This is a genomic window from Flavobacterium sp., from assembly GCF_040379285.1.
Classification (GTDB): domain Bacteria; phylum Bacteroidota; class Bacteroidia; order Flavobacteriales; family Flavobacteriaceae; genus Flavobacterium.
This window is the reverse complement of the sequence record NZ_JBEILJ010000007.1, coordinates 40,830-67,570: the sequence shown is the minus strand read 5'-3', so window position 1 is coordinate 67,570 and position 26,741 is coordinate 40,830. Positions and strand designations below refer to the sequence as shown.

27 protein-coding genes are annotated in these 26,741 nt (G+C 40.7%); 9 read left to right on the top strand and 18 right to left on the bottom strand.

Going from position 1 to position 26,741, the window contains the following annotated elements:
• From ABWO12_RS03045 to ABWO12_RS03010, 8 genes are all read right to left on the bottom strand, one after another.
• The coding region (locus ABWO12_RS03045) for an Eco57I restriction-modification methylase domain-containing protein (RefSeq protein WP_353087107.1) at positions 1 to 1,235 on the bottom strand (1,235 nt) is incomplete at its 3' end.
• The gene (locus ABWO12_RS03040) at positions 1,228 to 1,551 is read right to left on the bottom strand and encodes a helix-turn-helix domain-containing protein (RefSeq protein ID WP_353087105.1); all 324 of its coding nucleotides are present in this window, start codon (positions 1,549 to 1,551) and stop codon (positions 1,228 to 1,230) included. The genes ABWO12_RS03040 and ABWO12_RS03045, both read right to left, overlap by 8 nt.
• A gap of 367 nt (positions 1,552 to 1,918) precedes the next feature.
• Entirely contained in the window at positions 1,919 to 2,248 is a 330-nt protein-coding gene (locus ABWO12_RS03035; RefSeq protein ID WP_353087103.1) for a hypothetical protein, read from the bottom strand.
• 370 nt (positions 2,249 to 2,618) lie between these two features.
• A complete protein-coding gene (locus ABWO12_RS03030) occupies positions 2,619 to 3,227 on the bottom strand; it encodes a hypothetical protein (protein ID WP_353087101.1) in 609 nt (202 codons plus the stop codon).
• Positions 3,228 to 4,228: 1,001 nt separating this feature from the next.
• Complete coding sequence (gene tpiA, locus ABWO12_RS03025; protein ID WP_353087099.1) at positions 4,229 to 4,978, bottom strand: triose-phosphate isomerase; 750 nt, start codon at positions 4,976 to 4,978, stop codon at positions 4,229 to 4,231.
• Positions 4,978 to 5,484, bottom strand: coding sequence for a TlpA family protein disulfide reductase (locus tag ABWO12_RS03020; protein WP_073362821.1), 507 nt, complete (start codon positions 5,482 to 5,484; stop codon positions 4,978 to 4,980). The genes tpiA and ABWO12_RS03020 overlap by 1 nt, the downstream gene beginning before the upstream one ends.
• Positions 5,485 to 5,487: 3 nt before the next feature.
• On the bottom strand, positions 5,488 to 6,585 hold the full coding sequence (locus ABWO12_RS03015; protein WP_353087096.1) for a MauE/DoxX family redox-associated membrane protein: 1,098 nt from the start codon (positions 6,583 to 6,585) through the stop codon (positions 5,488 to 5,490).
• Positions 6,586 to 6,644: 59 nt separating this feature from the next.
• Complete coding sequence (locus tag ABWO12_RS03010) at positions 6,645 to 7,187, bottom strand: DUF1599 domain-containing protein (protein ID WP_073362823.1); 543 nt, start codon at positions 7,185 to 7,187, stop codon at positions 6,645 to 6,647.
• A gap of 106 nt (positions 7,188 to 7,293) precedes the next feature.
• On the opposite strand from ABWO12_RS03010, the gene folP reads away from it, so the two are divergent.
• The 5 genes from folP to ABWO12_RS02985 are packed head-to-tail and all read left to right on the top strand — an operon-like array spanning position 7,294 to position 12,639.
• Positions 7,294 to 8,115 (top strand): dihydropteroate synthase, encoded by an 822-nt coding sequence (gene folP, locus ABWO12_RS03005; RefSeq protein WP_353087094.1) that lies wholly within the window; start codon positions 7,294 to 7,296, stop codon positions 8,113 to 8,115.
• Entirely contained in the window at positions 8,112 to 8,762 is a 651-nt protein-coding gene (locus tag ABWO12_RS03000) for a lipoprotein (RefSeq protein WP_353087092.1), read from the top strand. Before folP ends, ABWO12_RS03000 begins: the two co-directional genes overlap by 4 nt.
• A gap of 59 nt (positions 8,763 to 8,821) precedes the next feature.
• The gene (locus ABWO12_RS02995; RefSeq protein WP_353087091.1) at positions 8,822 to 9,439 is read left to right on the top strand and encodes a TetR/AcrR family transcriptional regulator; all 618 of its coding nucleotides are present in this window, start codon (positions 8,822 to 8,824) and stop codon (positions 9,437 to 9,439) included.
• Positions 9,440 to 9,487: 48 nt separating this feature from the next.
• Complete coding sequence (locus tag ABWO12_RS02990) at positions 9,488 to 10,249, top strand: hypothetical protein (protein ID WP_353087089.1); 762 nt, start codon at positions 9,488 to 9,490, stop codon at positions 10,247 to 10,249.
• Between the two features lie 11 nt (positions 10,250 to 10,260).
• On the top strand, positions 10,261 to 12,639 hold the full coding sequence (locus ABWO12_RS02985) for a TonB-dependent receptor (RefSeq protein ID WP_353087087.1): 2,379 nt from the start codon (positions 10,261 to 10,263) through the stop codon (positions 12,637 to 12,639).
• Between the two features lie 22 nt (positions 12,640 to 12,661).
• On the opposite strand, the gene rlmH is transcribed toward ABWO12_RS02985, so the two are convergent.
• Positions 12,662 to 13,135, bottom strand: coding sequence for a 23S rRNA (pseudouridine(1915)-N(3))-methyltransferase RlmH (gene rlmH / locus ABWO12_RS02980; protein ID WP_353087085.1), 474 nt, complete (start codon positions 13,133 to 13,135; stop codon positions 12,662 to 12,664).
• Between the two features lie 95 nt (positions 13,136 to 13,230).
• Between rlmH and ABWO12_RS02975 the strand changes: the two genes are divergently transcribed.
• Together ABWO12_RS02975 and ABWO12_RS02970 are read left to right on the top strand one after the other, a co-directional pair.
• Positions 13,231 to 14,253 carry a quinone-dependent dihydroorotate dehydrogenase gene (locus ABWO12_RS02975; protein WP_353087083.1) on the top strand — a complete coding sequence of 341 codons (1,023 nt, stop codon included), beginning with the start codon at positions 13,231 to 13,233 and terminating at the stop codon, positions 14,251 to 14,253.
• Between the two features lie 42 nt (positions 14,254 to 14,295).
• A complete protein-coding gene (locus tag ABWO12_RS02970; RefSeq protein ID WP_353087081.1) occupies positions 14,296 to 15,159 on the top strand; it encodes a hydroxymethylglutaryl-CoA lyase in 864 nt (287 codons plus the stop codon).
• Positions 15,160 to 15,345: 186 nt separating this feature from the next.
• Here the strand turns inward: ABWO12_RS02970 and ABWO12_RS02965 are convergent, their stop codons facing one another.
• Entirely contained in the window at positions 15,346 to 15,717 is a 372-nt protein-coding gene (locus ABWO12_RS02965) for a four helix bundle protein (RefSeq protein WP_353087079.1), read from the bottom strand.
• 202 nt (positions 15,718 to 15,919) lie between these two features.
• Here ABWO12_RS02965 and guaB point away from each other — a divergent pair, with 202 nt between their 5' ends.
• Positions 15,920 to 17,392, top strand: a complete 1,473-nt coding sequence (gene guaB, locus ABWO12_RS02960) for an IMP dehydrogenase (protein WP_353087077.1) — start codon at positions 15,920 to 15,922, stop codon at positions 17,390 to 17,392.
• Between the two features lie 84 nt (positions 17,393 to 17,476).
• Here guaB and ABWO12_RS02955 read toward each other — a convergent pair whose 3' ends face one another.
• From ABWO12_RS02955 to ABWO12_RS02945, 3 genes are all read right to left on the bottom strand, one after another.
• On the bottom strand, positions 17,477 to 18,034 hold the full coding sequence (locus ABWO12_RS02955) for a transposase (protein WP_353087075.1): 558 nt from the start codon (positions 18,032 to 18,034) through the stop codon (positions 17,477 to 17,479).
• Positions 18,035 to 18,508: 474 nt separating this feature from the next.
• Complete coding sequence (purB, locus tag ABWO12_RS02950) at positions 18,509 to 19,852, bottom strand: adenylosuccinate lyase (RefSeq protein ID WP_353087074.1); 1,344 nt, start codon at positions 19,850 to 19,852, stop codon at positions 18,509 to 18,511.
• A 55-nt stretch (positions 19,853 to 19,907) separates the two neighbouring features.
• Entirely contained in the window at positions 19,908 to 20,597 is a 690-nt protein-coding gene (locus tag ABWO12_RS02945; protein WP_353087072.1) for an SIR2 family NAD-dependent protein deacylase, read from the bottom strand.
• A 216-nt stretch (positions 20,598 to 20,813) separates the two neighbouring features.
• Between ABWO12_RS02945 and ABWO12_RS02940 the strand changes: the two genes are divergently transcribed.
• Positions 20,814 to 21,506, top strand: a complete 693-nt coding sequence (locus ABWO12_RS02940; protein ID WP_353087070.1) for a TrmH family RNA methyltransferase — start codon at positions 20,814 to 20,816, stop codon at positions 21,504 to 21,506.
• Here the strand turns inward: ABWO12_RS02940 and ABWO12_RS02935 are convergent.
• The 5 genes from ABWO12_RS02935 to ABWO12_RS02915 form a co-directional block, all read right to left on the bottom strand.
• Complete coding sequence (locus tag ABWO12_RS02935) at positions 21,442 to 22,149, bottom strand: hypothetical protein (RefSeq protein WP_353087069.1); 708 nt, start codon at positions 22,147 to 22,149, stop codon at positions 21,442 to 21,444. The genes ABWO12_RS02940 and ABWO12_RS02935 overlap by 65 nt on opposite strands.
• Before the next feature lie 3 nt (positions 22,150 to 22,152).
• On the bottom strand, positions 22,153 to 22,884 hold the full coding sequence (locus tag ABWO12_RS02930) for a hypothetical protein (RefSeq protein WP_353087067.1): 732 nt from the start codon (positions 22,882 to 22,884) through the stop codon (positions 22,153 to 22,155).
• 63 nt (positions 22,885 to 22,947) lie between these two features.
• Positions 22,948 to 23,718: a carboxypeptidase-like regulatory domain-containing protein gene (locus ABWO12_RS02925; RefSeq protein WP_353087065.1), complete on the bottom strand. Its 771-nt coding sequence runs from the start codon at positions 23,716 to 23,718 to the stop codon at positions 22,948 to 22,950.
• Positions 23,719 to 23,949: 231 nt separating this feature from the next.
• Positions 23,950 to 25,788, bottom strand: a complete 1,839-nt coding sequence (locus ABWO12_RS02920) for a DEAD/DEAH box helicase (protein WP_353087063.1) — start codon at positions 25,786 to 25,788, stop codon at positions 23,950 to 23,952.
• Between the two features lie 208 nt (positions 25,789 to 25,996).
• Positions 25,997 to 26,572: a non-canonical purine NTP diphosphatase gene (locus ABWO12_RS02915; protein WP_353087061.1), complete on the bottom strand. Its 576-nt coding sequence runs from the start codon at positions 26,570 to 26,572 to the stop codon at positions 25,997 to 25,999.
• Between the last annotated feature and the right edge of the window lie 169 nt (positions 26,573 to 26,741).

The window sequence follows — 26,741 nt, the reverse complement described above, 5'->3', positions numbered from 1 at the left end:
CGCCTTAAAAGAATATAGTTCTTGTTGGGAATCAATAAAGATTTTGAACCGTTTTCTATTCTTATGAATTGCCCTTTTTCTTTGAGTTGTTTTGGCCATTCCAAAATCATTTTGTTCACGTTGTGAAGCCAAAACAAAGGAGCTAAAAATACTGTTCCGTTTTCGTAAATATTTTGGATATAATCTAACGCACGGAACGAAACAACGGGACCCGTTGAAATTTTTATATTGAAATCAGTCAAAACATTCTCCCAAGAGGAAACTAAACTCAAAATGCTTTCTTCTTTGTCGCTTGTCGGTAAATGCAAAATTTTCTCCTTTGAGTTAAGGTCAATGAGTTCCGAAGAATTGAAATATTTTATTGATGGCTCAAAAATGTCTTTAATTCCATTACTTGAAGAAACAAGCACTTTCTTTTTTGAGTCTATACCTTCTCTGATTGCTTTAATTACAACTGTTTCTTGTAGAACACTGTCACGATTGAACGTGTCTTTTCGAGAATTGAATAAGTGTATCTTTTCAATCTGAACGGTATTGAAAAATAATTCTCTAAACGCTTTGAAATAGTTGCCAGAAGCAAAACTTCTCGGTGTGATAAAAATTAGTTCGCCATTTTCAGAAAGTAGTTTAGAGGCAATTCCCATAAAAAAAGTATAGATATTGGGTTGTCCACTTACTAACTCTTGTGAAGCAATTGCTCTTTTATCGTCTTTAGAAAGCTTAAAATAGGGTGGGTTTGAAATGATGATATCAAAATTTTTATCTACACTCTTTGTTTCTTCAAACAAACTTGGCAATCTATTTTCTTTAAGAACAGAAGCATTTTCCAAAACAAAATCAGAGTAGTGTAGAATGTAGTTGAATTGTATTCCCTTATTTAGAAGCCACTCTTTAAGGTATTCAAGTGCTTTTTGTGAATATGGAATTAATTCAAAATCGGTCTCATAAGCCACTAAGTCAATTTGTTCAATCCTGTTCTGTGATTTTACTAAATGCTCAACCAAAGTACAAGATAAAATTGCTGTTCCACAACCTGGGTCTAAGATTCTAATTTTTGTTTTTGATAGGTCGCAAAATGAAGCTAGAAGTAGGGCAATTGGAGTAGGAGTAAAAAATTGTCCGTTGACTTTCTTGTGCGTTGTTGATACTTGTTGAGTGTAATAAATACCTAGCCTGTCTGCAAAGTCACTTGGCAGTTCTTGTTTGAATGGTTTGATATTTATTGTTTTACTCATTTCGTAATGTTTTGATGTATGCTACTTTTTCTTCTGCGACTTTTAGAATATTCAAGTCAGCTTCTTCGTCCAAAATTTTGTAAGCAATCTGGTCACTCAAAAATTCTTCGAGCAATTCCTTTTCGTTAACTTCAAAAAAGTCAGCGATATTTTTGATTAAGTGTTTTGTCGGTTGCCTTTGGTTACGTTCAATTTTTGCAAGTAGAGAAGGGTCAATTTCAATTTTTGCAGCAACTTCTCTCAAAGTCATACCAGCTGTTTCTCGCAGTTGTCTGAGTTGTTCTCCAAATGTTGTATATTTTTTCACGGTTACCATACAGGACATATTTTGTCCAAAAATAAGAATTCTTTTGAAGTGGACATAAAAAGTCCACAAAAAGTTTTACACATCCTAAGTCGAGTGTTGAAAAATTTTGCTCTTTTGGTTTTGTCAAGGGTTGTCTTGTTTGTTGGGCGAAACCAAATGTGCCATTTATGCGGTGTCAATTTTCTGTCTTAGTCTATTCGTTAATTTGTTCACTATCTTAGCTTTTTTGAGGTGCCCATAACATTCTGCTTAGCCGACAGTTGAGGAAAAGCGAGCAGAGTAAGCTCTTCTAAGGTATAATTTGTACGTGATAACAAAGCCACTGGCTAAGAAAAACCATCGATGATCTTGTGGCGGCAGTTATGCACATTCATATTTATTTGATGCCTTTAATTATATCATATTTATGTTCTAAATTTGATTCAATATTTAACTCTAATCTATCAAAGTTAATAGATTTTCCAGCGTTTTCACATCTAGAATCAGTACATCCATCAAAGTCTAATTTTAACGGTATAGGATGTTTGGTACAATAGCATTCAATATCTGTTGCTCGGGGCCTATCATGATCAAACCAAACTGTCCATTTAAATAAGTAACCATTTTTAGTATCTTCGCTACGATTGAATTCTCTAAGTTTTTGCTGTGAAGATAATTGGAAAAAATTTTCATTTTTAGAAAATGCTCTTTGAATTTTTCTAATCAAGATATAAGTATGATAACAATAAGAATCCAACCAAACTTGATAGGATAATTATACGTCTGAATTATACTGTCATAAATGCTTATCTTCTTATAAATACTCTGTCCCCAAACAAAAGCAAGCCCTATAATCATAATAATTCCTTGCGAGATAACTTTAGACCAGACAGGATCTTTCCAAATTTTAAGTGTGTTTTTCTTTAAGTTATCCATATTTAAAATCAGTTTATAGGTAATGTTCTTGGAATGATTGTGCTTAACGTTTTGGGTATTTACTAATCGACTGATTTATAATTGCTTACTTTCAATTTAGCCCTTAACCCACCATTTTACTATACTGCTGTGAGGCATTCGGCTTATTATTTTTAATCAATTTAGTATTCTTCAAATGCATCTTTACTCAACAATTTATAATTTTTTGTATCAACATAATCAATCAATATACTCAAATCCGATTCTATTTTTAACCTAATCATACCATTGCCATTTTTGGTCAAAAAATGACTCTCAAAAATATATAATCCATCTTTAAGTGCTTTTATTTCATCTTCATAAGTTTTATTATTAAACTCTTCAAATTTTTCTTCAATTATTTCAGGTTCACCGTATTTCTGAATCAGTTTGGATTTTATATAGGTGTACCGTGATGTTGCATCAAATAAGGATTCTCTTTCGGGTAAAATTACAATTACACTTACTACAGTTTCTTTTTTACCTTGAACTAAGAGTTGAACTTTTTCGCCAGTAAATCTACCGGTAAGGACAGCGTCAACATCTGTTATATCCTCAAGTTTGAAGTTTTTATTTTCTAGTTTTTTAACGAATTGTTTTATTGGTCCATTTATAGGAATATCTAAAAATGTAAAATGTTCTCGATTATCAATACTTGAAGTAATTGTATCTTTAACAGATTTATTTTCTTGTCCAAGTAGCGGTATAGATAGTAGACTAAAAGTCGTAAAAAAGAATAAAAATTTTCTCATAATTATTTTTTATAGTTTTTTTTCAAAGCTGACGCCTGACAGCTTTACACACCTAATCAAATTATCCCCCCGCAAATTAAACATTCTCTCCCAATTTTCCGCAGGATTTTTCCCCGCAAAAACAGGTATTTTTCCGGCGGCTAGTCGGTTTTTTTCCACCAAGCCATAAAATTACAGCAAAGAAAAGTGGGGAGGGTACGGTTTTCCGTTAAGGGGCGTAAAAAAGGAGTTCTTTTTGGGGAGGTACAGCGCTTTCCAAAAAAGGCAACGTAAGGGGTTGCTTCGGTCATCAAAAGCGTAAAAAAAAAAAACAGTGTTGCGGTAGCTTTCATGTATACCAAATACTGAACGCAAACGCTAGTTTTGTCCCAAATTATGGGGTGGGGTAGGGATACGCCCTAGATACTCCATACATACTCCATAGATACTCCCTAGATAGTCCATGAAAAAGCCATGAAATCGAAAACCCAATATCATAGTCGAAAACCAGCGAAAACCAGCGAAAAGGATAAAAAAGGAATCCCCCCGTTTGGAGTCTAAAGTTTCAAGAAACAAGCTATACTTTTTTAGCAAATCCGCCCCCAACCTTATGGGATTTCTCCTTCTTTGGAAGCACAACTTATGGGTAAAGTTTTTAGCTAGCTAAAAAAATACAACGTCCTGATGTCCTTTCGACGTTAGGAGAAATCTCATCCCTATCTTCACGCAACGATTGCTCAGGAGCTCAGCGTCTCAGGAGCTCAGCGGCTCAACACCTATATACACCTATGTCCCTATGTGGTTAAATTTAATTACTACCTTATTTTACTGTGTAGTAAACTTGAAAGATGCGTTATGTTTTTTTAAACCACATAGTAACATAGTTCGCATAGCCGTTGCGTGGTGCTTAATGTAGGAGTCTAGGGGAGATTTGTCGTTGACGATTGCTCAGGAGCTCAGCGGCTCAGCAGCTCAGCGTCTTAGCGTCTCAGCATCTCTTTCCCCCTTTTGGGGTTAGGGGGCTAAATCGCTTCCGCAATCGCCACAAAATCGGCCACTTTCAAAGCCGCGCCACCAATCAAACCACCATCGACATCGGGTTTGGAGAATATTTCACGCGCATTGTCGGGTTTTACACTACCGCCATACAAAATCGAAACATCTTCCGCCACCTGAGGGTAGCGTGATCGTAGAGTGTTGCGAATGAATTCATGCATTTCTTGAGCTTGATCTGGGGTCGCCGTTTCTCCTGTGCCAATCGCCCAAACGGGTTCGTAAGCCAAGACAATTTGCGCCCAGTTCTTATCGTCAATATGGAACAGCCCATCGCGTAACTGATTTTCAACGACGTTAAAATGTTGTCCGTTTTGACGGTCTTTCAATTCTTCTCCAAAACAAAAAATAACGGTCATATCGTGTTTCAAAGCCGTATCTACTTTATTCGCCAAGGCGGCATCCGTTTCGTTGAAGTACGCACGACGCTCCGAATGACCTAAAATCACCGTATTTACCCCAATGCTTTTTAACATGGCAGCCGAAATTTCGCCGGTATAGGCACCGCTTTCTGCTTGATGCATATTTTGTGCGGCTACCGTAATCGGAGTAAATTCAACATGATCGGCCGCCGAAGCTAAATTCACAAAGGGAGGCGCAACAATCACTTCGGCCTCAATATCGTCGGGAAGCGCGGCAATTAATTCGTTTAGGAAATCTTCTGTTTCTTCAGCATTTTTATGCATTTTCCAGTTGCCGGCAACAATTTTTCTTCTCATTATTTCAACGTTTTTAAAGTAGCATTAAGTTGTTCAAAGTCGGTTTCAATCGCCCGATAGGTTACAATATTTCCTTCAGCATCCAAGACGATGTAGCGTGGAATCCAGTCCAAATCAATCGATTTTCCAAAACTTCCTTTCATGCCTTTTTCATCGTTCACCCAGTATTGATCACCCGTGAGTTGGTGCTTTTCAATCCCCGCTTTCCATTTGTCAAGCCCTTTATCCATGGAGATAAATACATAATCAACATCGGGATGTGCCGCTTGCATTTCTTTGACTTTAGGCATGGCTTTGACACAGTCGCCGCACCAAGACGCCCAGATTTCGATAACCGTAATTTTCCCACGGTGGCGTTTGAGTAAGTCACCAAACGATAATTCTTGGCCTTGTAAATCGGTTACTTTTTCTTGTTTTGTAGCCTCCGAAAATTGCTTGGGAGGGGTGCTTTGCGCACAGGATACGAGGGAAAGTAAAATCACAGCGAAAGGGATTATTTTTTTCATACGTTATAATTTAGGATTGGATTTTTTTAATTCTTCATAGCTTTTTTTCAACACCGTTTGCAATTCGGCGGGTTTAAATTGATTGCTGTCAATGCCCCACCAGTATTTCACTTCATTACCATTCCAAAGGTATTTTACCCCAGGCGTGTCTTTTCCACGGCCCAATTGATTCCAAAACGGAATAATCTCGATGATTTGATACGGATAGGTAGCGCCCGTTTCTTCAAAAAACTTCGGAATCAAGTCGGCTTCCTCATTCATAAAGATAATGGATATAGGAGGCATAGAAGGATTCGTTTTTCGCATTTGGGTTAGTTCTTTGGCAGCCTCCCGACAATGGTCGCAGCCCGGCACGAAGTAGCAGAGTATCTTTTTCCCTTGATCAATAGTAGGAAACAAATTGGCATAGCCTGAGCTCACTTTTTTAGGCTCTTTGGGGGCTTGAACTACTTTGGCAGTTGCCAATGTATCGACTTTTGTCTTCGCTACGGGGGCAGCAATAGTATCTGGAGTTTCGATGGCCACTGGGGTCGTGTCTTGCGGGACTACGGTGGGCTGACTCACTGTAAATTCAGGAGCGGGCGGTTGAATCGGAGCCATCATAAAAATACCGAGAATGGAGGCAAAAAGGACTGTAGTCAACACCCAAAAGTTAGGCGCATCCGACCCTTTCGGGAGTAATCGGTTGAGGTACCCAAGCAGTCCCACTGCAATTACATTTTTGATAATCGCTTCCACAGGGGTCATTGGAATCAATTCGCCAAAGCAACCACAATTTCCCGAATTTCCACTGATAAAGGTTTCATAACTCAAATGGCCAATGAAAACCACTAGGAGGGCAATCGTGGCAGGAATAATAAAGCGTTTCAACCAATGGTTTTGCAACAACAAAAGGCCCAACGCCATTTCAATTCCGATTAACGTACGTGAAAAGAATACCGCAACTTCTGGTGAAAATCCCATCGGGTATAATTGCTTCACTTCAAAAGTTGAAATCGCAAAATAGGGGGAAGGATATAATTTGGCAATGGCCGAAACGATAAACAATACGGCCACAACAATGCGCAAGCCCCACGCGATTGGGGTAGAGTTATTTTTCATACAAATTACTTTTTTGACAAAGGTAATACCCCAAACGTATAGGGGATGTTAACGATTTGTTATTGCCCAAAGCCCATTAATATCAAGGCAAAAACCGAATAATTAATCATGTCTTGGTAGTTGGCATCAATGCCCTCCGAAACCAATGTTTTCCCTTGATTGTCTTCGATTTGCTTGACGCGCAATAACTTTTGTAAAATTAAATCCGTTAAACTGCTCACGCGCATGTCCCGCCACGCTTCCCCATAGTCATGGTTTTTGGCTTCCATCAAGGCTTTGGTGAGGGCCACTTTTTCGTCGTAATAACGCGCCGCGGTGGCCGTATCCATGTCGGGTTGATCCACGACACCAAGTTCCAACTGAATCAAAGCCATCAAACAGTAGTTGATGATACCAATAAATTCTCCTGTTTCATCTTCATCGACTTTACGCACTTCATTTTCTTGTAAACTTCGAATGCGTTGCGCTTTGATAAAGATTTGATCGGTGAGGGAAGGCAACCGTAAAATACGCCAGGCACTGCCGTAATCGGTCATTTTTTTGACAAACAAATCACGGCAGATGCCGATGACCTTATCGTATTCTTGAGCTGTATTTCGCATTAACTCGTATCTTTGTTTGAAATTTTTTCAAATGTAACGAATTCGACCAAAACAACCCAAGTTAGCCATTGTTTTTCACCGAAATCGTTTTCCTATTTTACACCCTATGATGCTACAATGCCGAGGCCAATTACTGGATTTATCAACGCCCAAAGTAATGGGAATTCTCAATCTTACCCCCGATTCGTTTTACGATGGAGGAAAGTGGCAACATCGGGAACAAGTGATCGCACAAGTGCAACAAATGCTCGAAGATGGCGCTACGTTAATCGATATTGGCGGCTATTCGAGTCGCCCCAATGCTTCGCCTGTTGCTGAGGAAGAGGAACGCCAACGGGTGGTTCCCATTATTGAAAGTTTGGTACACCATTTTCCCGAGATTCTCATTTCTATCGATACCTTTCGCAGCCGTGTGGCCGAAGCTGCTGTTCATGCGGGTGCGTGTATGATCAACGATATTTCCGCCGGACTGTTGGATGCTCAAATGCTCCCCACCGTAGCGCGATTGCAAGTGCCTTACATTATGATGCACATGCGTGGTACGCCGCAAACCATGACCACACTAACCGATTACGAGAATATCGTTACGGATATGCAATACTATTTTTCGGAGCGCATCGCTGCCGCAAGGGTGTTACAGATAAATGATGTGCTCATCGATCCCGGATTTGGTTTTGCCAAAACATTGGAACAGAATTATGAGGTATTGCAACGGTTGGAATTGTTTCATTTTCATAAAGTTCCTTTACTCGTAGGCGTTTCCCGAAAATCTATGATTTATAAAATCCTACAATCCACCCCGCAAGAAGCACTCAACGGCACCACCGTGTTGCATACCGTTGCCTTGCAAAAAGGAGCGCACATACTTCGGGTTCATGATGTAAAGGAGGCGGTGGAATGCATTCAACTTTTACAACAATTTCAATGAAAAAAAGTTTTCTCCTATTGGGACTTTTAGTCCTTTTAACCGCTTGCGCCAATAAGGAAGTTCTTTTGCCTGAAGCGGATGTTATGGTGGTTGAAAAAGTCGATAATTGGTCGCCGGTGTATCTTTTTTTTGCTCAAAAAGGCAAGGATACGGTGGCCGATTTAAACCGAAAGAATACGATTACCTCCACGAATTACATTTTCAACATCGATAAGCGGTTGCCCATGCGCTTGGTGATTCCCGAAGTTAATTTGGTTTTACAAAAGAAAGAGGCGAGTCCGCACAAGAGTGAAGTGGCCCAAAATTACTTTTCCTATTCAGATATCAAAGCACGTCGGTTGGCTTTTTTAAATGTACAACGGATAAAATTTACAACGGGGAAATGTCCAGATGGTCTAGTAGTAAATGTCTCTAAAGCGGGCAAAGTTCGCATCCTTGAGCAATCGGTAGCAGTGGAAGATGTTCCAACTTTCATAGCGCAGCTTCCTTCGGATAAGCCAATTAAAGCGCAGTTTCAATTTGATGGGGATATGACCTATGGCGCTTATTTGAAGTTTCGCATTGCCGTAGAGCAGTGGAAAATCCCTGCCTTGGCAGTACATTGGTTTTCAGAGGATTATTTTCAAAGATTAGGACCTAAAATTTGAGGTTAAACTTTTTTTTCAAAAAATGAACGCTGTTCAAAAAATAAATATATCTTTGTGTTATGACTATTTCAGAACGTAAAGCACGCGAGAAAGAAAACCTCAGGAATCTTATTCTTCAAGGGGCCAAGCGTTTGTTTTTGGAAAAAGGTATAGAACATACTACTATCCGTAACATAGCTGATTCAATAGATTACAGCGTTGGAACCGTTTATGTTTATTTTAAAGACAAAAAGGCTATTTTGCATGCTATTCATTCCTCGGGTTTTCAACAATTGGGCGGATATTTTGGGACCCTTAGTACTTTGCCAGATCCGATGGAACGTTTACAAAAAATGGGTGTACTGTATATGAAATTTGCGTTAGAAAATCCTGAAATGTACGATTTGATGTTTACGGTAAAAGCTCCAATTGAATACTTAGATGATTGCGAAGATGAGCAATGGGAGGAAGGGGAAGGCACCTTTGATGCTTTACGTCAAACCGTCAAAGAGTGTATAGATAAAGGTCATTTTTCAGGTCATGATTTGGAACCTTTGTCGTTTATGATTTGGAGCCTTGTGCATGGGATGTGTAGTTTGGAAATACGTCAACGGACAAAAGGAGTAAAATTTGAATATGCTGACACTATTGTTTGGCAAGGCTACCAGCAGTTTGTTTTGCTTTTAAATAAACTCTAATTTTTTTACTGTAATTTGAACATTGTTCATTAAATAAACATTGTTAAAATGAAAGAAATATTTGAAATGATTCATCGGCAAGAGATTCTGGCTTGCTTTGGCTTTGTGTGTTTACTTGGAACCTTGGTGTGTGGTTATTTGATGCGCACACAACCCGAACAAATTCTAGGAGTAAGTGCGTGGTTAAAACCTTTTAAATTTTTTCTATCCGTTATGTTATTTGTATGGACAATGGCCTTCTTTTTAAACTATTTGGAACATCCTACACAAGGGTTGATATACAGTATTTCAGCAGTTGTATTCTTTTCTCTTGAATTGGCCATCATAGTTTACCAAGCGGTAGAAGGGAAGTTATCACATTTTAATACCGCTTCACCGCTCGATCAATTTCTATTCAACTTGATGGCATTGGCAATTACCGTTTTAATGTTACATACGGTGTACGTAGCATTTTTATTTTACCAACAATCGCAGTGTTCGGCTTCTATACTCCCTTTTTCAATCGCTGTGGCAATTTCGATAACCGTCATTTTTGCTCTCGAAGGATTCTTTATGGTCGCTATGTTGCAACATACTATGGGAGGATCAGATGGACAATCCGGTCTTCCAGTGCTTAATTGGAGCAACCGTGCGGGTGATTTACGGGTGGCTCATTTTTTTGGAATCCATGCCTTACAACTACTGCCGTTGTTGAGTTTTTACTTGGTCCAAACCAAAAGGGATGTTCTTATCATCGCGCTTCTCTATGGAATTGGAGTCACTTTTACATTCATTCAAGCGCTTCGCGCCAAACCTTTTATCTCTCTTTAATTTAAATAATCATGAAAAAAATTCTAATTACACTTTTTTGTTTAGGTGTTGGATGGAGTTGGAGTCAAACGGGAACCCTCAAGGGAAAAGTCATTGACAAGCAATCTGAAAAGCCCCTTGAATCCGCTCAAATCGCACTTTTAAATGTACAAGGTTTTGAAACAACGACCGATGCCAATGGAAGTTTTATGCTCACGGGAGTTCCTTTGGGTCGTCAAATGCTTAGCGTTCAGGCTTTAGGGTATGCCTCGGTAACTTTACCCAATCTTGAAATTACGGCGGGAAAAGAGTTAATACTCACGATTCCATTAACCGAACAGTTGACAACACTCAATGAAGTTGTGGTAAAAAATGAAACTTCCAAAGGGCGGGCATTGAATAAAATGGCAACTGTTTCTGCACGACAATTTACGGTTGAAGAAGTGAATCGTTATGCGGGAGGAAGAAGCGATGTAGCCCGATTGGTTGCCAATTTTGCAGGCGTTTCAGCGGCCAATGACAGTCGAAACGATATCGTCGTTAGGGGAAACTCTCCAGCGGGGATGTTATGGCGTATTGAAGGGGTACCTGTTCCTAGTCCCAATCACTTTGCGACCTTGGGAACCACGGGAAGTCCAGTTTCGGCATTGAATCCTAATATGCTGGCCAATTCTGATTTCCTTACCTCTGCTTTTCCAGCCGAATATGGCAATGCGATCAGTGGTGTTTTTGATTTAAATTTTCGCAAAGGAAATGCCGATCGTTATGAATTCATGGCAGGAGTTGGAGCTTATCCAGGAGCCGAATTTGTCGCTGAAGGTCCGTTGGGAAAAAAAGGCGGTTCATTTTTGGTCGCGGCACGTTATGGCATTGCGGGTTATTTGGGCGGGGCAGGAACAGGCGCTGCGATTCCCAATTACAATGATGTATCTTTTCATTTGGACTTTGGCAAGCTCGCTTCAGGTTCGTGGTCTCTATTTGGTATAGGAGGTCTATCCAACATAAATTTTTTGGGTAAAGACGCCACCGATGATGACCTATTCTCAGCCAAAGATTCTAATCAATATGTAGATTCACAATTTTCAGTACTTGGCGTATCGCATAAAATTTATGTAGGCCCACAAACTTTTTGGAAGACGACATTGGCTTGGGCAACGAGTGGTAATCGATATGAGGAGGAACGCATTTACAATTTCAATACGCCCAATGCGCTAAACTTGCCTTTTACCCTAAACGATAACCAAGACCAACGGTATACTGTAAGTACGTTTATCAATTCAAAAGTGAATAAAAAGACAACATTAAAAGCGGGGATTTTAGGGGAGTATTTTTCACTCGATTACAGCCTTGATGATCGTAACCGACAGCCCGATACCAATTTGGATGGCTATCCCGATTTTAATCGTATTTACTTATCCAAAGGAAATTATCAAGTGATACAACCCTACGCGCAACTCCAATATCGCTTTACCAATAGGCTCACCCTTAATGCTGGGATACACGGACAGTATTTTTCCATCAATGAACAAAGCGTAGTTGAACCTCGAGCGGCGCTAACATTTGCTATGAATTCGCGACATAGTCTCAATTTTGGCTATGGTATGCATCATCAAAATGTACCGGCTCCTATTTTATTTCAAAATTCACAAGTTCCCGGACAACCCCAACAACCCAATCGGCATTTGGATTTAGTTCGCAGTCAACATTGGGTTCTAGGGTACGATGTTAAGCTTGCTCCCCAATGGAGAGGAAAAATAGAGTTGTATTACCAAGCTATTGATCGTGCCGCTGTTGAGCGCTCCCCTTCAAGTTATTCCTCACTTACGGAAGGCGCTGATTTTGGTTATTCAACGGATAAAATCAATTTAGTAAGTCAAGGTCGCGGCTACAATGCAGGGGTTGAATTTACCTTAGAAAAGTTTTTTAGTAAAGGGTATCATGCTTTAATTACCACTTCATTATTTGAGAGTAAATACCGCGGAAGTGATGGTCTTTGGTATAATTCGCCATTTAATAACCGCTATGTAGTCAATGTGTTAGGAGGTAAAGAATTTAAAGTTGGTGCCAACCAAAAAAATACACTTTCATTTGATGGAAAGGTGACCACTTCGGGAGGGCGATTTTACACTCCCGTTGATTTGGTAGCCTCACAACAAGCAGGGTATGAAATAACGCAAGATGATAAAGCCTATAGTTTACAATATGAAGCTTATTTTCGACTTGACCTTCGCGTTGGATATAAATTTAACAGTACCAAAAAGAAGCAGTCACATTTGATTTATCTCGAGGTGCAAAATGTAACGGATAACAACAATATTTTTATCAGTCGCTATAATCGGGTGACAAACCAAGTCAATCGTGTGGATCAAATTGGACGATTCCCCGATTTTGGGTACCGCTTTCAATTTTAATTCAAAAGTCCTTCATTTTGATTTACTGATGATGATACGGCTCACCTTTTAAAATCGTAAAGCCGCGGTACAATTGCTCAATAAAAAATAAACGCACCATTTGATGGGAAAACGTCATAGCTGATAAGGCAACTTTACCTTGGGCTTTTTGGTACACGGTATCACTAAAACCATACGGCCCACCAATCACAAAGACGAGCGTTTTGAGTCCGGCATTCATCTTTTTTTGTAAAAATTCAGAAAATCCCACACTCGTATGGGATTTTCCGTTTTCATCCAGAAGGATTAATTCTTCGCCGGCACCGATTTTCGACAAAATCAGTTCGCCTTCCTTCTCTTTTTGTTGGGCTTCCGATAAGTTTTTGGCATTTTTGATATCGGGTAATATTTCCAATTCAAATTTGATATAAAACGACAACCGCTTTTGATAGTCCTCCATCAATTGTTGCAATTGCTTGTTGTCGGTTTTTCCAACGGCCAAAAGTTTGATGTTCATCCCATTTATTTTTCAACACAAAAATAGGGAAAATTCCAAGGGTGCCTGAAAAGTTCAATTCGAATTGTATCTTTGTGCCTCACAACAACACAACCATGTACCGCAATCTTATTCGTCCGATACTCTTCCGTTTCGATCCTGAAAACGTTCACCATTTCACCTTTAGATGGATAAAAATACTCGCGACGCTCCCCGGATTTTCCCAACTTTGCCGAGCGCTTTATGACGTCAATGATCCACGTCTCGAACGGGAAGTCTTTGGACTAAAATTCAAGAATCCAGTTGGGTTAGCCGCTGGTTTTGATAAAGATGCGAAGCTGTTTAATGAGTTGTCCGACTTTGGGTTTGGTTTTATCGAAATTGGAACATTGACGCCTGTGGGACAAGAAGGAAATCCCAAAAAACGACTGTTTCGATTGCGGGATGACGAAGCCATCATCAACCGAATGGGGTTTAACAACGGAGGTGTGCAAGAAGCCGTTGAACGATTGAAGAAAAATAAAGGTGTACTCATCGGGGGTAATATTGGCAAAAATAAAGTGACCCCCAATGAAGATGCTGTTTCCGATTATACAATCTGTTTCGAGGCCTTATTTCCCTATGTGGATTATTTTGTGGTTAATGTGAGTTCGCCCAATACACCCAATTTACGGGAACTTCAAGATAAAAAACCGTTGACCGAACTCTTGGCGACCTTGCAAGCGGAAAATCAAAAGCGTCCGTTACCCAAGCCTATTCTATTAAAAATTGCACCCGATTTGACCAATGAGCAATTGTTGGATATTATCGAAATTGTTCAAGATACACATATTGCTGGGGTGATTGCTACCAATACGACTTTGTCTCGTGAGGGCTTGTATTCGACCAATAAGTCAGAAATGGGTGGACTTTCTGGCAAACCCTTGACCCATCGCTCAACTGAAGTTATTCGTTTTTTACATCAAAAAAGCAACGGTACTTTCCCAATTATTGGGGTAGGAGGAATTCATTCGGCACAAGATGCATTGGATAAATTGGATGCGGGAGCGAGTTTGGTACAATTGTATACGGGTTTTATTTACGAAGGACCAGCTCTGGTGAAGGCGATCAATCAAGCCTTGTTAGCACGGATGCGTTAATTTCCTTTACGAAAACGTTTTCTTTACTATATTTGGCCTCGGATGGAAACAGTAAAACTTATCGAATGTCCACGAGACGCGATGCAAGGCATCAAAACGTTTATTCCCACAGAGGTCAAAGTCAATTACCTTCAAGCGCTACTTCGTGTAGGCTTTGATACCCTAGACTTCGGAAGTTTTGTCTCTCCTAAAGCCATTCCGCAAATGCAAGATACGGCTGAGGTTTTGGCCCGATTGGATTTAAGTCAGACACGCAGTAAACTCCTCGCCATAATCGCCAATACACAAGGCGCACTGAATGCAGCGGAGCATCAAGAAATTCAGTACCTCGGATTTCCTTTTTCGATTTCAGAAAATTTTCAAATGCGCAATACCCACAAAACGATTGCAGAAAGTTTAGTCACGTTGCAAGAAATCCTGGAAATTGCGCAGGCTTCCCAAAAAGAAGTAGTAGCTTATTTATCGATGGGCTTCGGCAATCCGTATGGCGACCCCTGGAATGTAGAGATTGTAGGGGAGTGGACGGAGCGCTTGGCGCAAATGGGCGTCACAATTTTGTCTTTGTCGGATACCATTGGGAGTTCGACCCCCGAAGTAATTGCGTATTTGTTCAGTAATCTCATTCCAAAATATCCCAATGTCGAGTTTGGAGCGCATTTGCATACTACACCCGACAAGTGGTATGAAAAAGTAGATGCGGCTTACAAAGCAGGTTGCCGTCGTTTTGATGGCGCCATTCAAGGTTTTGGCGGATGCCCCATGGCCAAAGACGACCTTACAGGTAATATGCCTACGGAGAAAATGCTTTCCTATTTCACTGCTGTCAAAGCCCACACCGGATTGCGTCCGATGAGTTTTGAAAGCGCCTATAATGTCGCATCACGCGTGTTTGGGGAGTTTCATTAGGATTAGTTTACAGTCACAGTCGCAGTCACAGTCTCAGTCTCAGTCACAGTCGCAGTCTCAGTCACAGTCTCAGTCACAGTCGCAGTCACAGTCGCAGTCACAGTCGCAGTCTCAGTCGCAGTCTCAGTCGCAGTCTCAGTCGCAGTCGCAGTCTCTGTCGCAGTATAGAAACACGTATTTATTTTATCAATTTAATTTACTTCCAAATTTTTCTGGATGCTGCATCATGTACTGAATTAATTTACCAATTTCAAGAGTTTCATTTTTATAACTTACATATTGGTTTTCAGAAATGTATTCGCATTCAAAAGCAAAAGTGATCCATACAAATGTCTCAGAATTTTCGGCGTCACAATCTGTCAATTTACTGATAAAATGAAGCGGATACTTTCGTTTTCGATATGCTTCTGCAAGATTAGCGCACACACTTCTTGAAGATCTTCGTATTTGATCGGTAAGTGCATAGGATTCTTCTTTGGGGAATTTTTTTGAAACTAAAAACAGTTTCATGGCAAGTTGGTATGCTTTTTTGTAAGCAAATAATTCTGTAAAATCCATTTTAATTCTATTTGGCGTTAATGAAAAAAAAAGTATTAATTTTTATGAATTAATTGATTGCATTTTCTTGATTAGCTAAAATGAATTCAATTCAAGCTAACTGCGACTGTGACTGCGACTGCAAACTATTTCACAAAATCAATTTTTTCCTCAATTAAAAGCCCTACATTTGCATGCAATTTAACAACAATTAAATTGCAATATGAAGGCACACACTACCAAAATCGTTGGTGAGGGATTAACTTACGACGATGTTCTGCTCATTCCTGGATACTCTGAAGTGCTCCCTCGCGAAGTCAATATTCAATCCAAATTCACCCGAAATATTACCCTGAATGTTCCCGTAGTTTCCGCTGCGATGGATACCGTGACCGAAAGTGCGATGGCTATAGCAATGGCACAGGAAGGTGGGATTGGTGTTTTGCATAAAAACATGACCATCGAACAACAAGCGGCTAAAGTCCGTAAAGTAAAACGTGCCGAAAGTGGGATGATTATTGATCCGGTTACGTTGCCACTTTCTGCTACGGTTGGTGATGCCAAAATGGCGATGAAAGAGTTTGGTATTGGGGGGATTCCTGTAGTCGATGAACAAGGCTTGTTAAAAGGAATTGTGACCAATCGTGATTTGCGTTTTGAAAAAGTAAATAGCCGATCTATTTTGGAAGTAATGACGTCAGATAATTTAGTTACGGCGGCACAAGGGACAACCTTACTAGAGGCGGAAAGTATTTTACAAGAAAATAAAATTGAAAAGTTACCTGTTGTCGATGCACACAACAAGCTGATTGGATTGATTACCTTTCGCGATATTACCAAATTAATTCAGAAACCCAATGCCAATAAAGATGCCTTGGGTCGGTTACGAGTAGCTGCAGCAATTGGGGTTACTGGAGATGCCTTGGATCGTGCAACCGCTTTGGTCAATGCAGGCGTGGATGCTATTGTAATTGATACTGCCCACGGTCATTCAAAAGGGGTTATCAGCATTTTAAAAGACGTTAAAAATAAGTTTCCACAATTGGATGTTGTAGTTGGAAATATTGCTACGCCTGAGGCTGCCTTATTTTTAGTTGAAAATGGCGCCGATGCGGTAAAAGTGGGTATCGGACCCGGTTCTATTTGTACCACCCGTGTCGTGGCAGGAGTGGGATTCCCACAGTTTTCAGCTGTGCTAGAAGTAGCTGCAGCCTTACGCGGCACAGGTGTTCCCGTGATTGCCGACGGTGGTGTTCGTTATACCGGAGATATTCCGAAAGCCATTGCAGCTGGAGCCGATTGTGTAATGTTAGGCTCGTTATTGGCGGGAACCAAAGAATCTCCTGGGGAAACAATCATATTTGAAGGTCGTAAATTCAAATCCTACCGCGGTATGGGTTCGGTTGAAGCCATGCAAGAAGGTTCGAAAGACCGTTATTTCCAAGACGTGGAAGACGATGTAAAAAAACTAGTTCCCGAAGGTATAGTAGGTCGCGTGCCATACAAGGGAGAGCTTAATGAAAGCATGCAGCAATTTATTGGCGGATTGCGCGCCGGAATGGGGTATTGTGGTGCCAAAGACATTCCAACCCTGCAAGAAACTGGGCGATTTGTGCGTATTACCGCAAGTGGTATTGGCGAAAGTCACCCGCACAACGTGACCATTACCAAAGAAGCCCCGAATTATTCCCGATAATACAGAGACGCGCTATTGCGCGTCTCTATGTGTGTGATATGCGCGTCATGAGACACGCAAGACACGCAAGACACGCAAGACGCGCTATTGCGCGTCTTTACGGGATGTCTCTAGCCATTTTTTAGGGTTGTTGATGATGTAGCGCCTCACGGCTAGCAGTGCCTTTTCATCTCGTAAGATACTTTCATGAAATCGAGGTTGCCATTCAAATTCGATACCATTTTGATTTGCATATCGCTTTGTTGAAGATTTAAATCCTCGGATTACAGCTGCAAGATTTTTAGATTGTGGACCAAATTGATTGGGTGTCCATTCCTTTTTATCGGGATTGTTGAATATCAAAATTCCATGGAGGTGATCGGGCATAACCACAAACGCATCAACCGTAACAAAGGGGTAATGGTCAGCGATTTCGGCCCAATATTTCTGTGCGATTTTACCAATTTCCGTTGCACACAGAGACGCACCATTGTGCGTCTCTGTGGGTGATGGAGACGCACTATCGTGCGTCTCTGTGATATGGCCAAAAAAATGTTTTCTGTTTTTTGTACAAATGGTAATAAAATAGATTCCGTTGGCCCCATAATCATAACCTTGTAATCGGGAAGAGGGTATTCGGTACTTGTTTTGAAATTTTTTCATGGCGTATATAAAATTAAAATTGTTGGCGCGTATCAATAGGAATCGAAAATTTCAATGGTTTGTGTGATGCTTTATTTGGCAGTATATCACGCAATACTTTTCAAAGTAAAAGGTAAATAAATCAATTCTTAATGGCTATTACTACGGTAAATTTAGCTATAAATTTAATTGAATAGTCAACTTTTATATCATTGAATTTAGTAGTCATTTTTGACAGGTTGTAACGTCTTTTGCCATAATTTTAGTAAATGTATTAGGGTTTTGTTCGGACCTTGTTTGTAAGCGCTTCGGTTAATAGGGGTAATTAGGCAACATTTACCTAACAATTACTGAACAAAACACGAACCAAATAGAGATAAAAATGAGAGTATCCCCTCCCCAAAAAAATACCTATTATTTTTAAATACTTCATTTAAAAAAAAACGACTCACCTCAGCAAGCCGTTCATTTAAAATTTATAATTTACAATAACCCTCATATTCCCAAGTAGTTGCTCGGAGTAATGGCCATCAATTCGGCTTTGACAGCATCATTTACCTTTAAGGTTTGTATGAACGCTTGTATAGATTGTTGGTTAATAGCACTGTTGGTTCGGGTTAAATCTTTTAAGGCTTCATACGGATTCGGATACCCTTCACGACGCAAAATCGTTTGAATAGCCTCAGCCACCACAGCCCAGTTGTTTTCCAAATCTTCGGCTAATTTGGCTTCGTTCAATAATAACTTGTTCAAACCTTTTAAAGTAGCTTCAAAGGCAATAAGGGTATGACCAAGGGGAACGCCCACGTTACGCAAAACGGTACTATCGGTCAAATCACGTTGCAATCGGGAAATCGGTAATTTGGCGGCTAAATGTTCAAATAATGCATTGGCCATCCCTAAGTTTCCTTCTGAATTTTCAAAATCAATCGGATTCACCTTGTGCGGCATAGCTGAAGATCCAATTTCACCCGCTTTGATTTTTTGCTTAAAATAATCCATTGACACATAGGTCCATAGATCGCGATCCAAATCAATTAATATCGTATTGATTCGCTTTAACGCATCAAAAAAAGCGGCAAAATGGTCGTAATGCTCAATTTGTGTGGTAGGAAACGAATGGTGTAACCCCAAAATGCCTTCCACGAAATTGGTTCCAAAATTTTTCCAGTCCGTATTCGGATAGGCTATTCGATGCGCGTTGTAATTTCCAGTAGCTCCCCCAAATTTGGCGGCAAAAGGAACATTAAACAGCAATCGCATTTGTTCTTCCAATCGTTCCACAAACACCAAAATCTCTTTACCCAAGCGGGTAGGAGAAGCGGGCTGCCCATGGGTACGCGCCAACATAGGTACATCATGCCATTCCATCGACAATTGTTTGAGTTTGGCGATAACTGCAATTAACGAAGGCAAATACACTTTCTCAAAAGCCTGTTTTGTCGAGAGTGGAATAGCCGTATTATTAATGTCTTGCGAGGTCAGTCCAAAGTGAATGAATTCTTTGAAGGGTTCTAAACCTAAGGCGTCAAATTTATGTTTGATAAAATATTCAACAGCTTTAACATCATGGTTGGTCGTTTTTTCAGTTTCCTTAATCCACAAGGCATCTTCCGTTGTAAATTCGTTGTACAACTCCCGAAGACTTGGAAAAACCGATGGATTAACGTTCTTCAATTGTGGAATACCCGCTTCACACAAAGCGATAAAATACTCGATTTCCACAAGAACACGGTATTTGATTAACGCTTCTTCCGAAAAATACGCAGCAAGCGGTTGGGTAACTTTACGATAACGTCCGTCTATGGGCGATATGGCGTTCAGTGCAGTAAGTGACATAGGTTGTGTTGTTAAGGCGCAAAATTACGGATTTGATTTCGGAAACGCCAAGCTATCACAGTACTTTTTTTAACTTTTCCCAAAGCAGGGGAACGCCTATTGTAGCCGATTCCGAAATGATTTCCAACGGATTAGCCACATCATACAGGGATGCGGGTTTGGGGTCAATGTAAAACAAGGGAACACCCGGTCGCGCATAGTGAATAAGTCCTGCCGCAGGATACACTTGCAGGGACGTTCCTATCACGACAACGGCATCCGCTTGTTGTACATAGTGTAGGGCTTGTTCAAGTGCAGGAACCTCCTCACCAAACCATACGATATTGGGACGCAGTTGTGCTCCCTTTTGATCACTATCCCCCCAATGCAAATCACCAGGCCAGTCAATTATGTAGTTGGGGTCTTGGGTCGATCGCACTTTCAATAGTTCACCGTGAAGGTGTAAAACATGTGAACTGCCCGCCCTTTCATGCAAATCATCCACATTTTGCGTAACGATGTGTATGCGATAGTCCTGCTCCATCGCGGCCAAAGTAGTGTGCCCTGTATTGGCTTGTACGGTATGCAATTGCCGTCGTCGTTGGTTGTAAAATTCCAATACCAATTCAGGATTACGTCTAAACCCCTCGGGAGTAGCCACTTCCATAACGTCATGACCTTCCCAAAGACCGTTGGCATCGCGAAACGTGGCAATCCCACTTTCTGCCGAAATACCGGCGCCTGTTAAAATGGTAAGTGTTTTCAATTGTAAGTTATAAATTATGAGTTATGAATTCTAGATACAGTAGGTGGTGCGTGGTTATTTGGATAGGATTCATTGATTGGTTAACGCAAAGTAGGAAGTTAATTGTAAAGAAACAACAACGATCAAAAATCTATTGCCTTACAAAGTTTACGCTTTGCGAACAGTACTTCATTTTTAATTCAACTTCCTTATTGTATTTTAGCTAAAAAAATACTCATGGTCGATTTGAACTTGTTAGCCTATCTCGAGGGGTTTTTAACCGAAGAACGCAAAGAAAAGTTTCAAAAGATATTGGCTTCGCGTACCAATCATATTACTATTGCGATGGAAGACGTGTATCAATTGCATAATACCAGTGCAGTGATGCGTAGTTGTGAAGTGTTTGGTGTGCAGCAGTTGCATGTTATCGAACAAAAGTTTGGCAAGCGAATCGATCGAGAAATTGCCATGGGGGCGCAAAAATGGGTCGATGTGCAGCGGTATAATTCCGTAACCTCTTGCATCGAAAAGTTGCGTTCACAAGGGTATCAAATTATCGCCACCACCCCGCACAACGATTCCTGTCTGCTACACGAGTTTGATATCTCCCAACGATCAGCCCTTTTTTTTGGGACAGAAAAAGAAGGCTTATCTCCTGAAATTCTGGCACAAGCCGATGGATTCTTAAAGATTCCAATGGTTGGATTTACAGAAAGTTTAAATATTTCGGTTTCCGCTGCGATTGTTATACAAGACCTTACGTCACGATTGCGCCAATCGGAAATCGCATGGTCATTAACCCCCGAGGAACGCCTGCATTATCGAATGCAATGGACCCAAAATTCAATCAAAGATGTTGCACGAATTATGGAACGTTATTCGCAGCCTCCTTCTTTTGAACCTTCACAAAATTCGTCAACGCAAACATAAGAAAGTGTGTTTGGAGTTGGGCCGATGTTAGTTTTGGACTTTCAACGACCATCAGTGTGGTTACTCCCTGATCGGTGGTTGATACCCCATATCCATTAAAGGTTCGATCCTCCTGTTGAAATTGGTAAAACAATTGGTCGGTGCGCTCAGAAGAAGCCTCTTTTTTACTGAGTTTAAAAGCTTCCCGATGTTGTTTTAGCCAAATATTTCCTTTTTCTTCGCCTTCGTATTCAATAACATAGGTAACTGTATTATCGGTCGACTTGAAGCCGAAGCGAATGGGCATTGGCGGATGGGTAAGGAACATTGTTTCTTTGGTCAAGCGAATACTTGTGTTGATGTCAAAGGGAAATAAACTGTCTTTAGCCAACCGTTGAATACCGCGTTGCAACAACACAATATCTTCGGTTTCACGCAATTCTTGATACGGAGTATACAAGGCTTTGGGGGCCTGTGCATATTGGGTTTCGCGAATCCGTTGCAGGTTTTCTTGCTGCATTTGAAGGGCATTATTTACCGATTGATTTACTAGGGAAATGGTTGGCGCTTGTTGGGTTCGACTGCATAAAAGGGCGATACGAACTAGCGCAAAAATCAAAATTCCGAACGTGAGAATTTTACGCCAAGGATTATTACTTTCCATCGCTTAAAATTCTGACGCATTAAATGTCATGGATTGAATGGCTTTGCTCTCTGGAGTGATTAATTTGTAGGTGACTTTAGTAATCCCAATGCCACGCATACGGCGAAGTGTATTTTGTGTAGAGGGATCTGATTTTAGCACCTCTTTCAACAAAGGTTCTGCATTGGGTGATTTAAGAATTTCCTGCATGTCGGCAGGCATTTCTAAGGTATAGGTGAGTTCGTTTCTCGATGTGCGTTCAATTTTCATCAAGCGACTTCCATCTTCATATTTCATGGGTAAACTCGCATTCAAGGCGTTGATTGCTGTTTCTTCAGCCGATTGACCATCATTGATCGGGCTACTTTGTTGGGTTTTATCCAAATACGGTTTATCTACAAGCGCATCGGTGATGATTCGGCCGTTGGTGTCGATGATTCTAACTTTAAACTTTACGCCTTCGTTGATGAGTTTCATCATCGATTCTTCGCGTTGAAACATGGCTGGAAGTGCCGAAATCATTAACTGTGCTGCTTGCGAAGCCGTAGGATCGTTAATGTCTAAGGGAGATGCCAAGTTTAACTCGATAACGTCCAAACCTCCTACTTTGGCTTGGGTGCCCGAAAGTCCGCTGTAGGACATCGCAGCGGTTTGATTAAAACCATTGACAAATTCGTGCATTTTTTGAGTACGTGATTTACAAGAAACGGTGAGGAATGCTATCGATAGAATGGCAAAAAGAGCGAATTTACGCATGAGTCTTAAATTTTAAGAGCCCAAGGTACTGTAATTTAGGGAGAAAAAATGTAGAAAGAGGAATTATTTGGACTTGCTCAATACTTTATACTGTTCATAGCATTGGCTGATGGCTTCCATGATTTGGAGGTCGTTGGCGGTTTCGATAAAGGCTTCCGAGTAACTACAGCGGCTGAGAATTTCGGCAATATCTTTTTTATCTACTCCCAAAAGGATAGCAATGGTTTCCCGATCGTATTTGGTTTCTAAAAGATTTTTAACCGTATCGTCTTTTTTCATTTCCCGTAATTTACGGAGTTCTTTGGGTTTTTTCCCAAAGAAATTATACAGCATATCTGCCGGATTGAAAACCGAGTTGACCACACGAGTAAAGGCGTTGGGGGAGGATTCTCCCGCTTCATACGCTTGTGGTAAGCCAGAAATGCTATAGCGATAATTTTCAGCAATGGGAATTAATTTGGTGTCGACCTCAAGATACCCTGTGAGCTTGTATTTTCGGATCACCACTTCTTCAAGCGCAATCGCTTTTTCGGTCAGTTCCAAACGAGCGGTTCCGGTTTTAATCCAGTCGTTGGTGACACGAACCCGAAGGGATTGAAATCCAATCATGGTGATGTGAAGCGTATCGTTGACGGAAGCATTGATTTCAAACTCTCCTTTAGTATTGGTTTGCGTTCCTTTGACTTTATTAATATTGATAATATTCACATTAGCTACAGGCAGGGTAGAGGCGCTATTGACAATAGTTCCTTTCACCAAGCGATCGGTAGGGTTGGTTTGGGCAGAGACACCAAGAAAAATACTAAAGAAAAGTAATAAATAGCGGTATTGCATGGTCACCAAATTCAGTGTTAAAAGTAGCAATTTTAACAGGAATTCCAATTTCGTATCGAAAGATTATCAGAAAATTAACAGCCTATCGCTAGGGGAGCGTCTTTTGTTTTGGGATGAAGTAGCCTCCAATAGAAGTTTAATCACCTCCCTGATTCATGAACAAAGGGGTGTCGTCGATTGCAGAGGCATCAAAGTTATATACAAAAAAAACCCTCCGAAGAGGGCTTGTATCTAACTTTTACGGCGGCGTTTGGCTGCTTCAAAAGCTTTGTTGGCGGGCTGTCGATCGCGACTAGCATCACTACGTCTTCCCAAAGGCCTTGCTTCACCACCACTACGGCGTTCACCACGGGGTTCAAAACGTCCTTCGCTACGGCGTTCACTGCGGCGTTCTGAATGGTCGGCAAAACGATCACGACGTTCGCGTTTACCTCCAAAATCACCACGGCCACTTTTACGTCCACCGTTGTCATTTTTAGAAATTTCAACGTTAATTTTTCGGCCTTCCAATTGGAAGTTGCTAAAAATATCCATGACACGTTCAGCATGTTCTCCGTCGGTATTGAAGAAAGAGAACCCTTCTTTTACATCAACTTTGAAAACATCGTCACGTCCTAAATCTAAGGCTTCGCGCAAGAAATCTTTCAATTTCATCCAATCAAAATCATCGCGTGTTCCGATATTGATAAAATAACGAACCGCATCGCCTGCTTTGATTGAACCGCCTGAGGAACGTTCACTGCTGCGTTCGCTCGATAGGTCTTTTTTCTTTTTATAGTAATTCAAGAAACGGTTAAATTCTACCGATACCATTTTACGAATCAAATCCTCTTTGCTTAGGTTTTCAAAAACCTGGTATATCGCAGGCAGGTAATTGTCGATTTCATGGTCGATTTCGGTATCATGAATTTTATTGGCTAAATGCAATAATTGAATTTCGCAGATTTCGATACCACTAGGAATCGTTTTTTCTTCAAACTTTTGTTTGATGATTTTTTCGATGGTGTGGATTTTTCGTACTTCTGATTTGGTAATAATTACAATTGAAGTTCCCAATTTTCCTGCACGTCCAGTACGACCCGAACGGTGGTTGTAGGTTTCAATTTCATCGGGTAATTGGTAATTGATGACGTGGGTAACGTTGTCAACATCAATTCCACGAGCCGCCACATCGGTAGCAACCAACATTTGGATTTGTCGTCCACGGAAGGATTTCATCACCGAGTCGCGTTGCGCTTGTGACAAGTCGCCATGTAAAGCTGCGGCATTGTAACCGTCTTCGATAAGTTTTTCAGCAACGGCTTGTGTATCGCGTTTGGTACGACAAAAAATAACCGAGAAAATATCGGGATTGGCATCGGCCAACCGTTTTAATGCTTCGTATCGATCGCGGGCATTGACCACATAAAATTCATGGGAAACCGTTGCTGTACCTGAGTTTTTAGCACCGACTGTAATTTCAACGGGGTCGGCCATAAACTTTTTCGCGATGCGCGCCACTTCGGCAGGCATGGTAGCCGAAAACAACCAAGTAGACTTGTCATCGGGCGTATCGGAAAGGATAGCACAGATATCGTCGTAGAATCCCATATTCAACATTTCATCGGCTTCATCCAAGATGCAGTAAGCGATGTTTTTAATGTTGACAAATCCACGGTTAATCATGTCTTGCATACGTCCGGGTGTCGCTACAATAACCTGAGCCCCACGTTTTACTTCACGGGCTTGTTCGGTAATGCTAGCGCCCCCATAAACGGCCACGACATGAAGTCCTTTAATGTATTTAGAGTACTGTTTAAGTTCGTTCGTAATTTGGAGACAAAGTTCGCGGGTGGGCGATAAAATCAAGGCTTGCGTACTGCGGTCCTCGACATCTATTTTTTGAAGTAACGGAAAGCCAAAGGCTGCTGTTTTTCCGGTTCCGGTTTGGGCCAAAGCCACAAGGTCAGTCTCCTGTTCCAAAAGCACAGGAATCGCTTTTTCTTGAACCTCCGATGGAGTTTCAAATCCCATATCGCCAATCGCTTGAAGAAGCGCGGCGTTCAGGCCTAATTGTTCAAATTTATTCATAGATCGTATTAATTCGGGGGCAAAGGTAGACTTAATAATTGGATATAGCTAATTATTAAGTGATTAGTAAGCGGGCATTCGGGATTATTTGGCTTGAAATTCAATAAATTACATCAAATCCTACTGCGATTAATTCAGTTATTTTGCTAGAAAAATGACGAAAGCGTGTATAAAATAGGGTTTACCTGCCCAAGATGTAGTTTTTTCTTTATTTATCGGTCAAAAATGCAATTAGCTGCGCCACTGCTTTTCCGCGGTGACTGAGTCGGGCTTTTTCGTCTTGATTCATTTCGGCAAAGCTGCTAGTAAAGCCTTCTGGGACAAAAATCGGGTCGTAGCCAAATCCTTGGGTTCCTTTTTTTTCTTTGCTAATTTCGCCTTGTACAATACCTGTAAATTGGTGTGATTTTCCGTTGATATTCAAGGCAATAACGGTTTTAAATTGGGCTTTTCGATTGCTTTTACCTTCTAATGCCGTCAAGAGCTTTTGCATATTGTCTAGCGCATTTTTCTGTTCGCCCGCATACCGTGCTGAATATACCCCAGGCGCTCCGTTAAGTGCCTCTACTTCAAGTCCTGTATCATCAGCAAAACAGGGAAGGCTATAGTTCTCCGTAACATAATCCGCTTTCAATTGGGCATTCCCCTCGAGGGTTGAGGCGGTTTCGGGAATGTCTTCAAAGCACCCAATGTCTTGTAAACCCAACAATTCAATGGATGGGGGTAACATGGCTTGAATTTCAGTAATTTTATGGGCATTATTGGAGGCAAAAACGAGTTTCATCTTTTTTGTTTCAAATCTATATAAAAGCAACCAATAACTAACAACTTTTATTTAGCTTCCAATTTTTTACATCTTAAAAAAGTAATTTAAAATAGCTTTAAAAAAAATAATTGAGTCATAAAACCGAATGACCTACTATATCGTATATTACTTCACACTCTAATCAAAT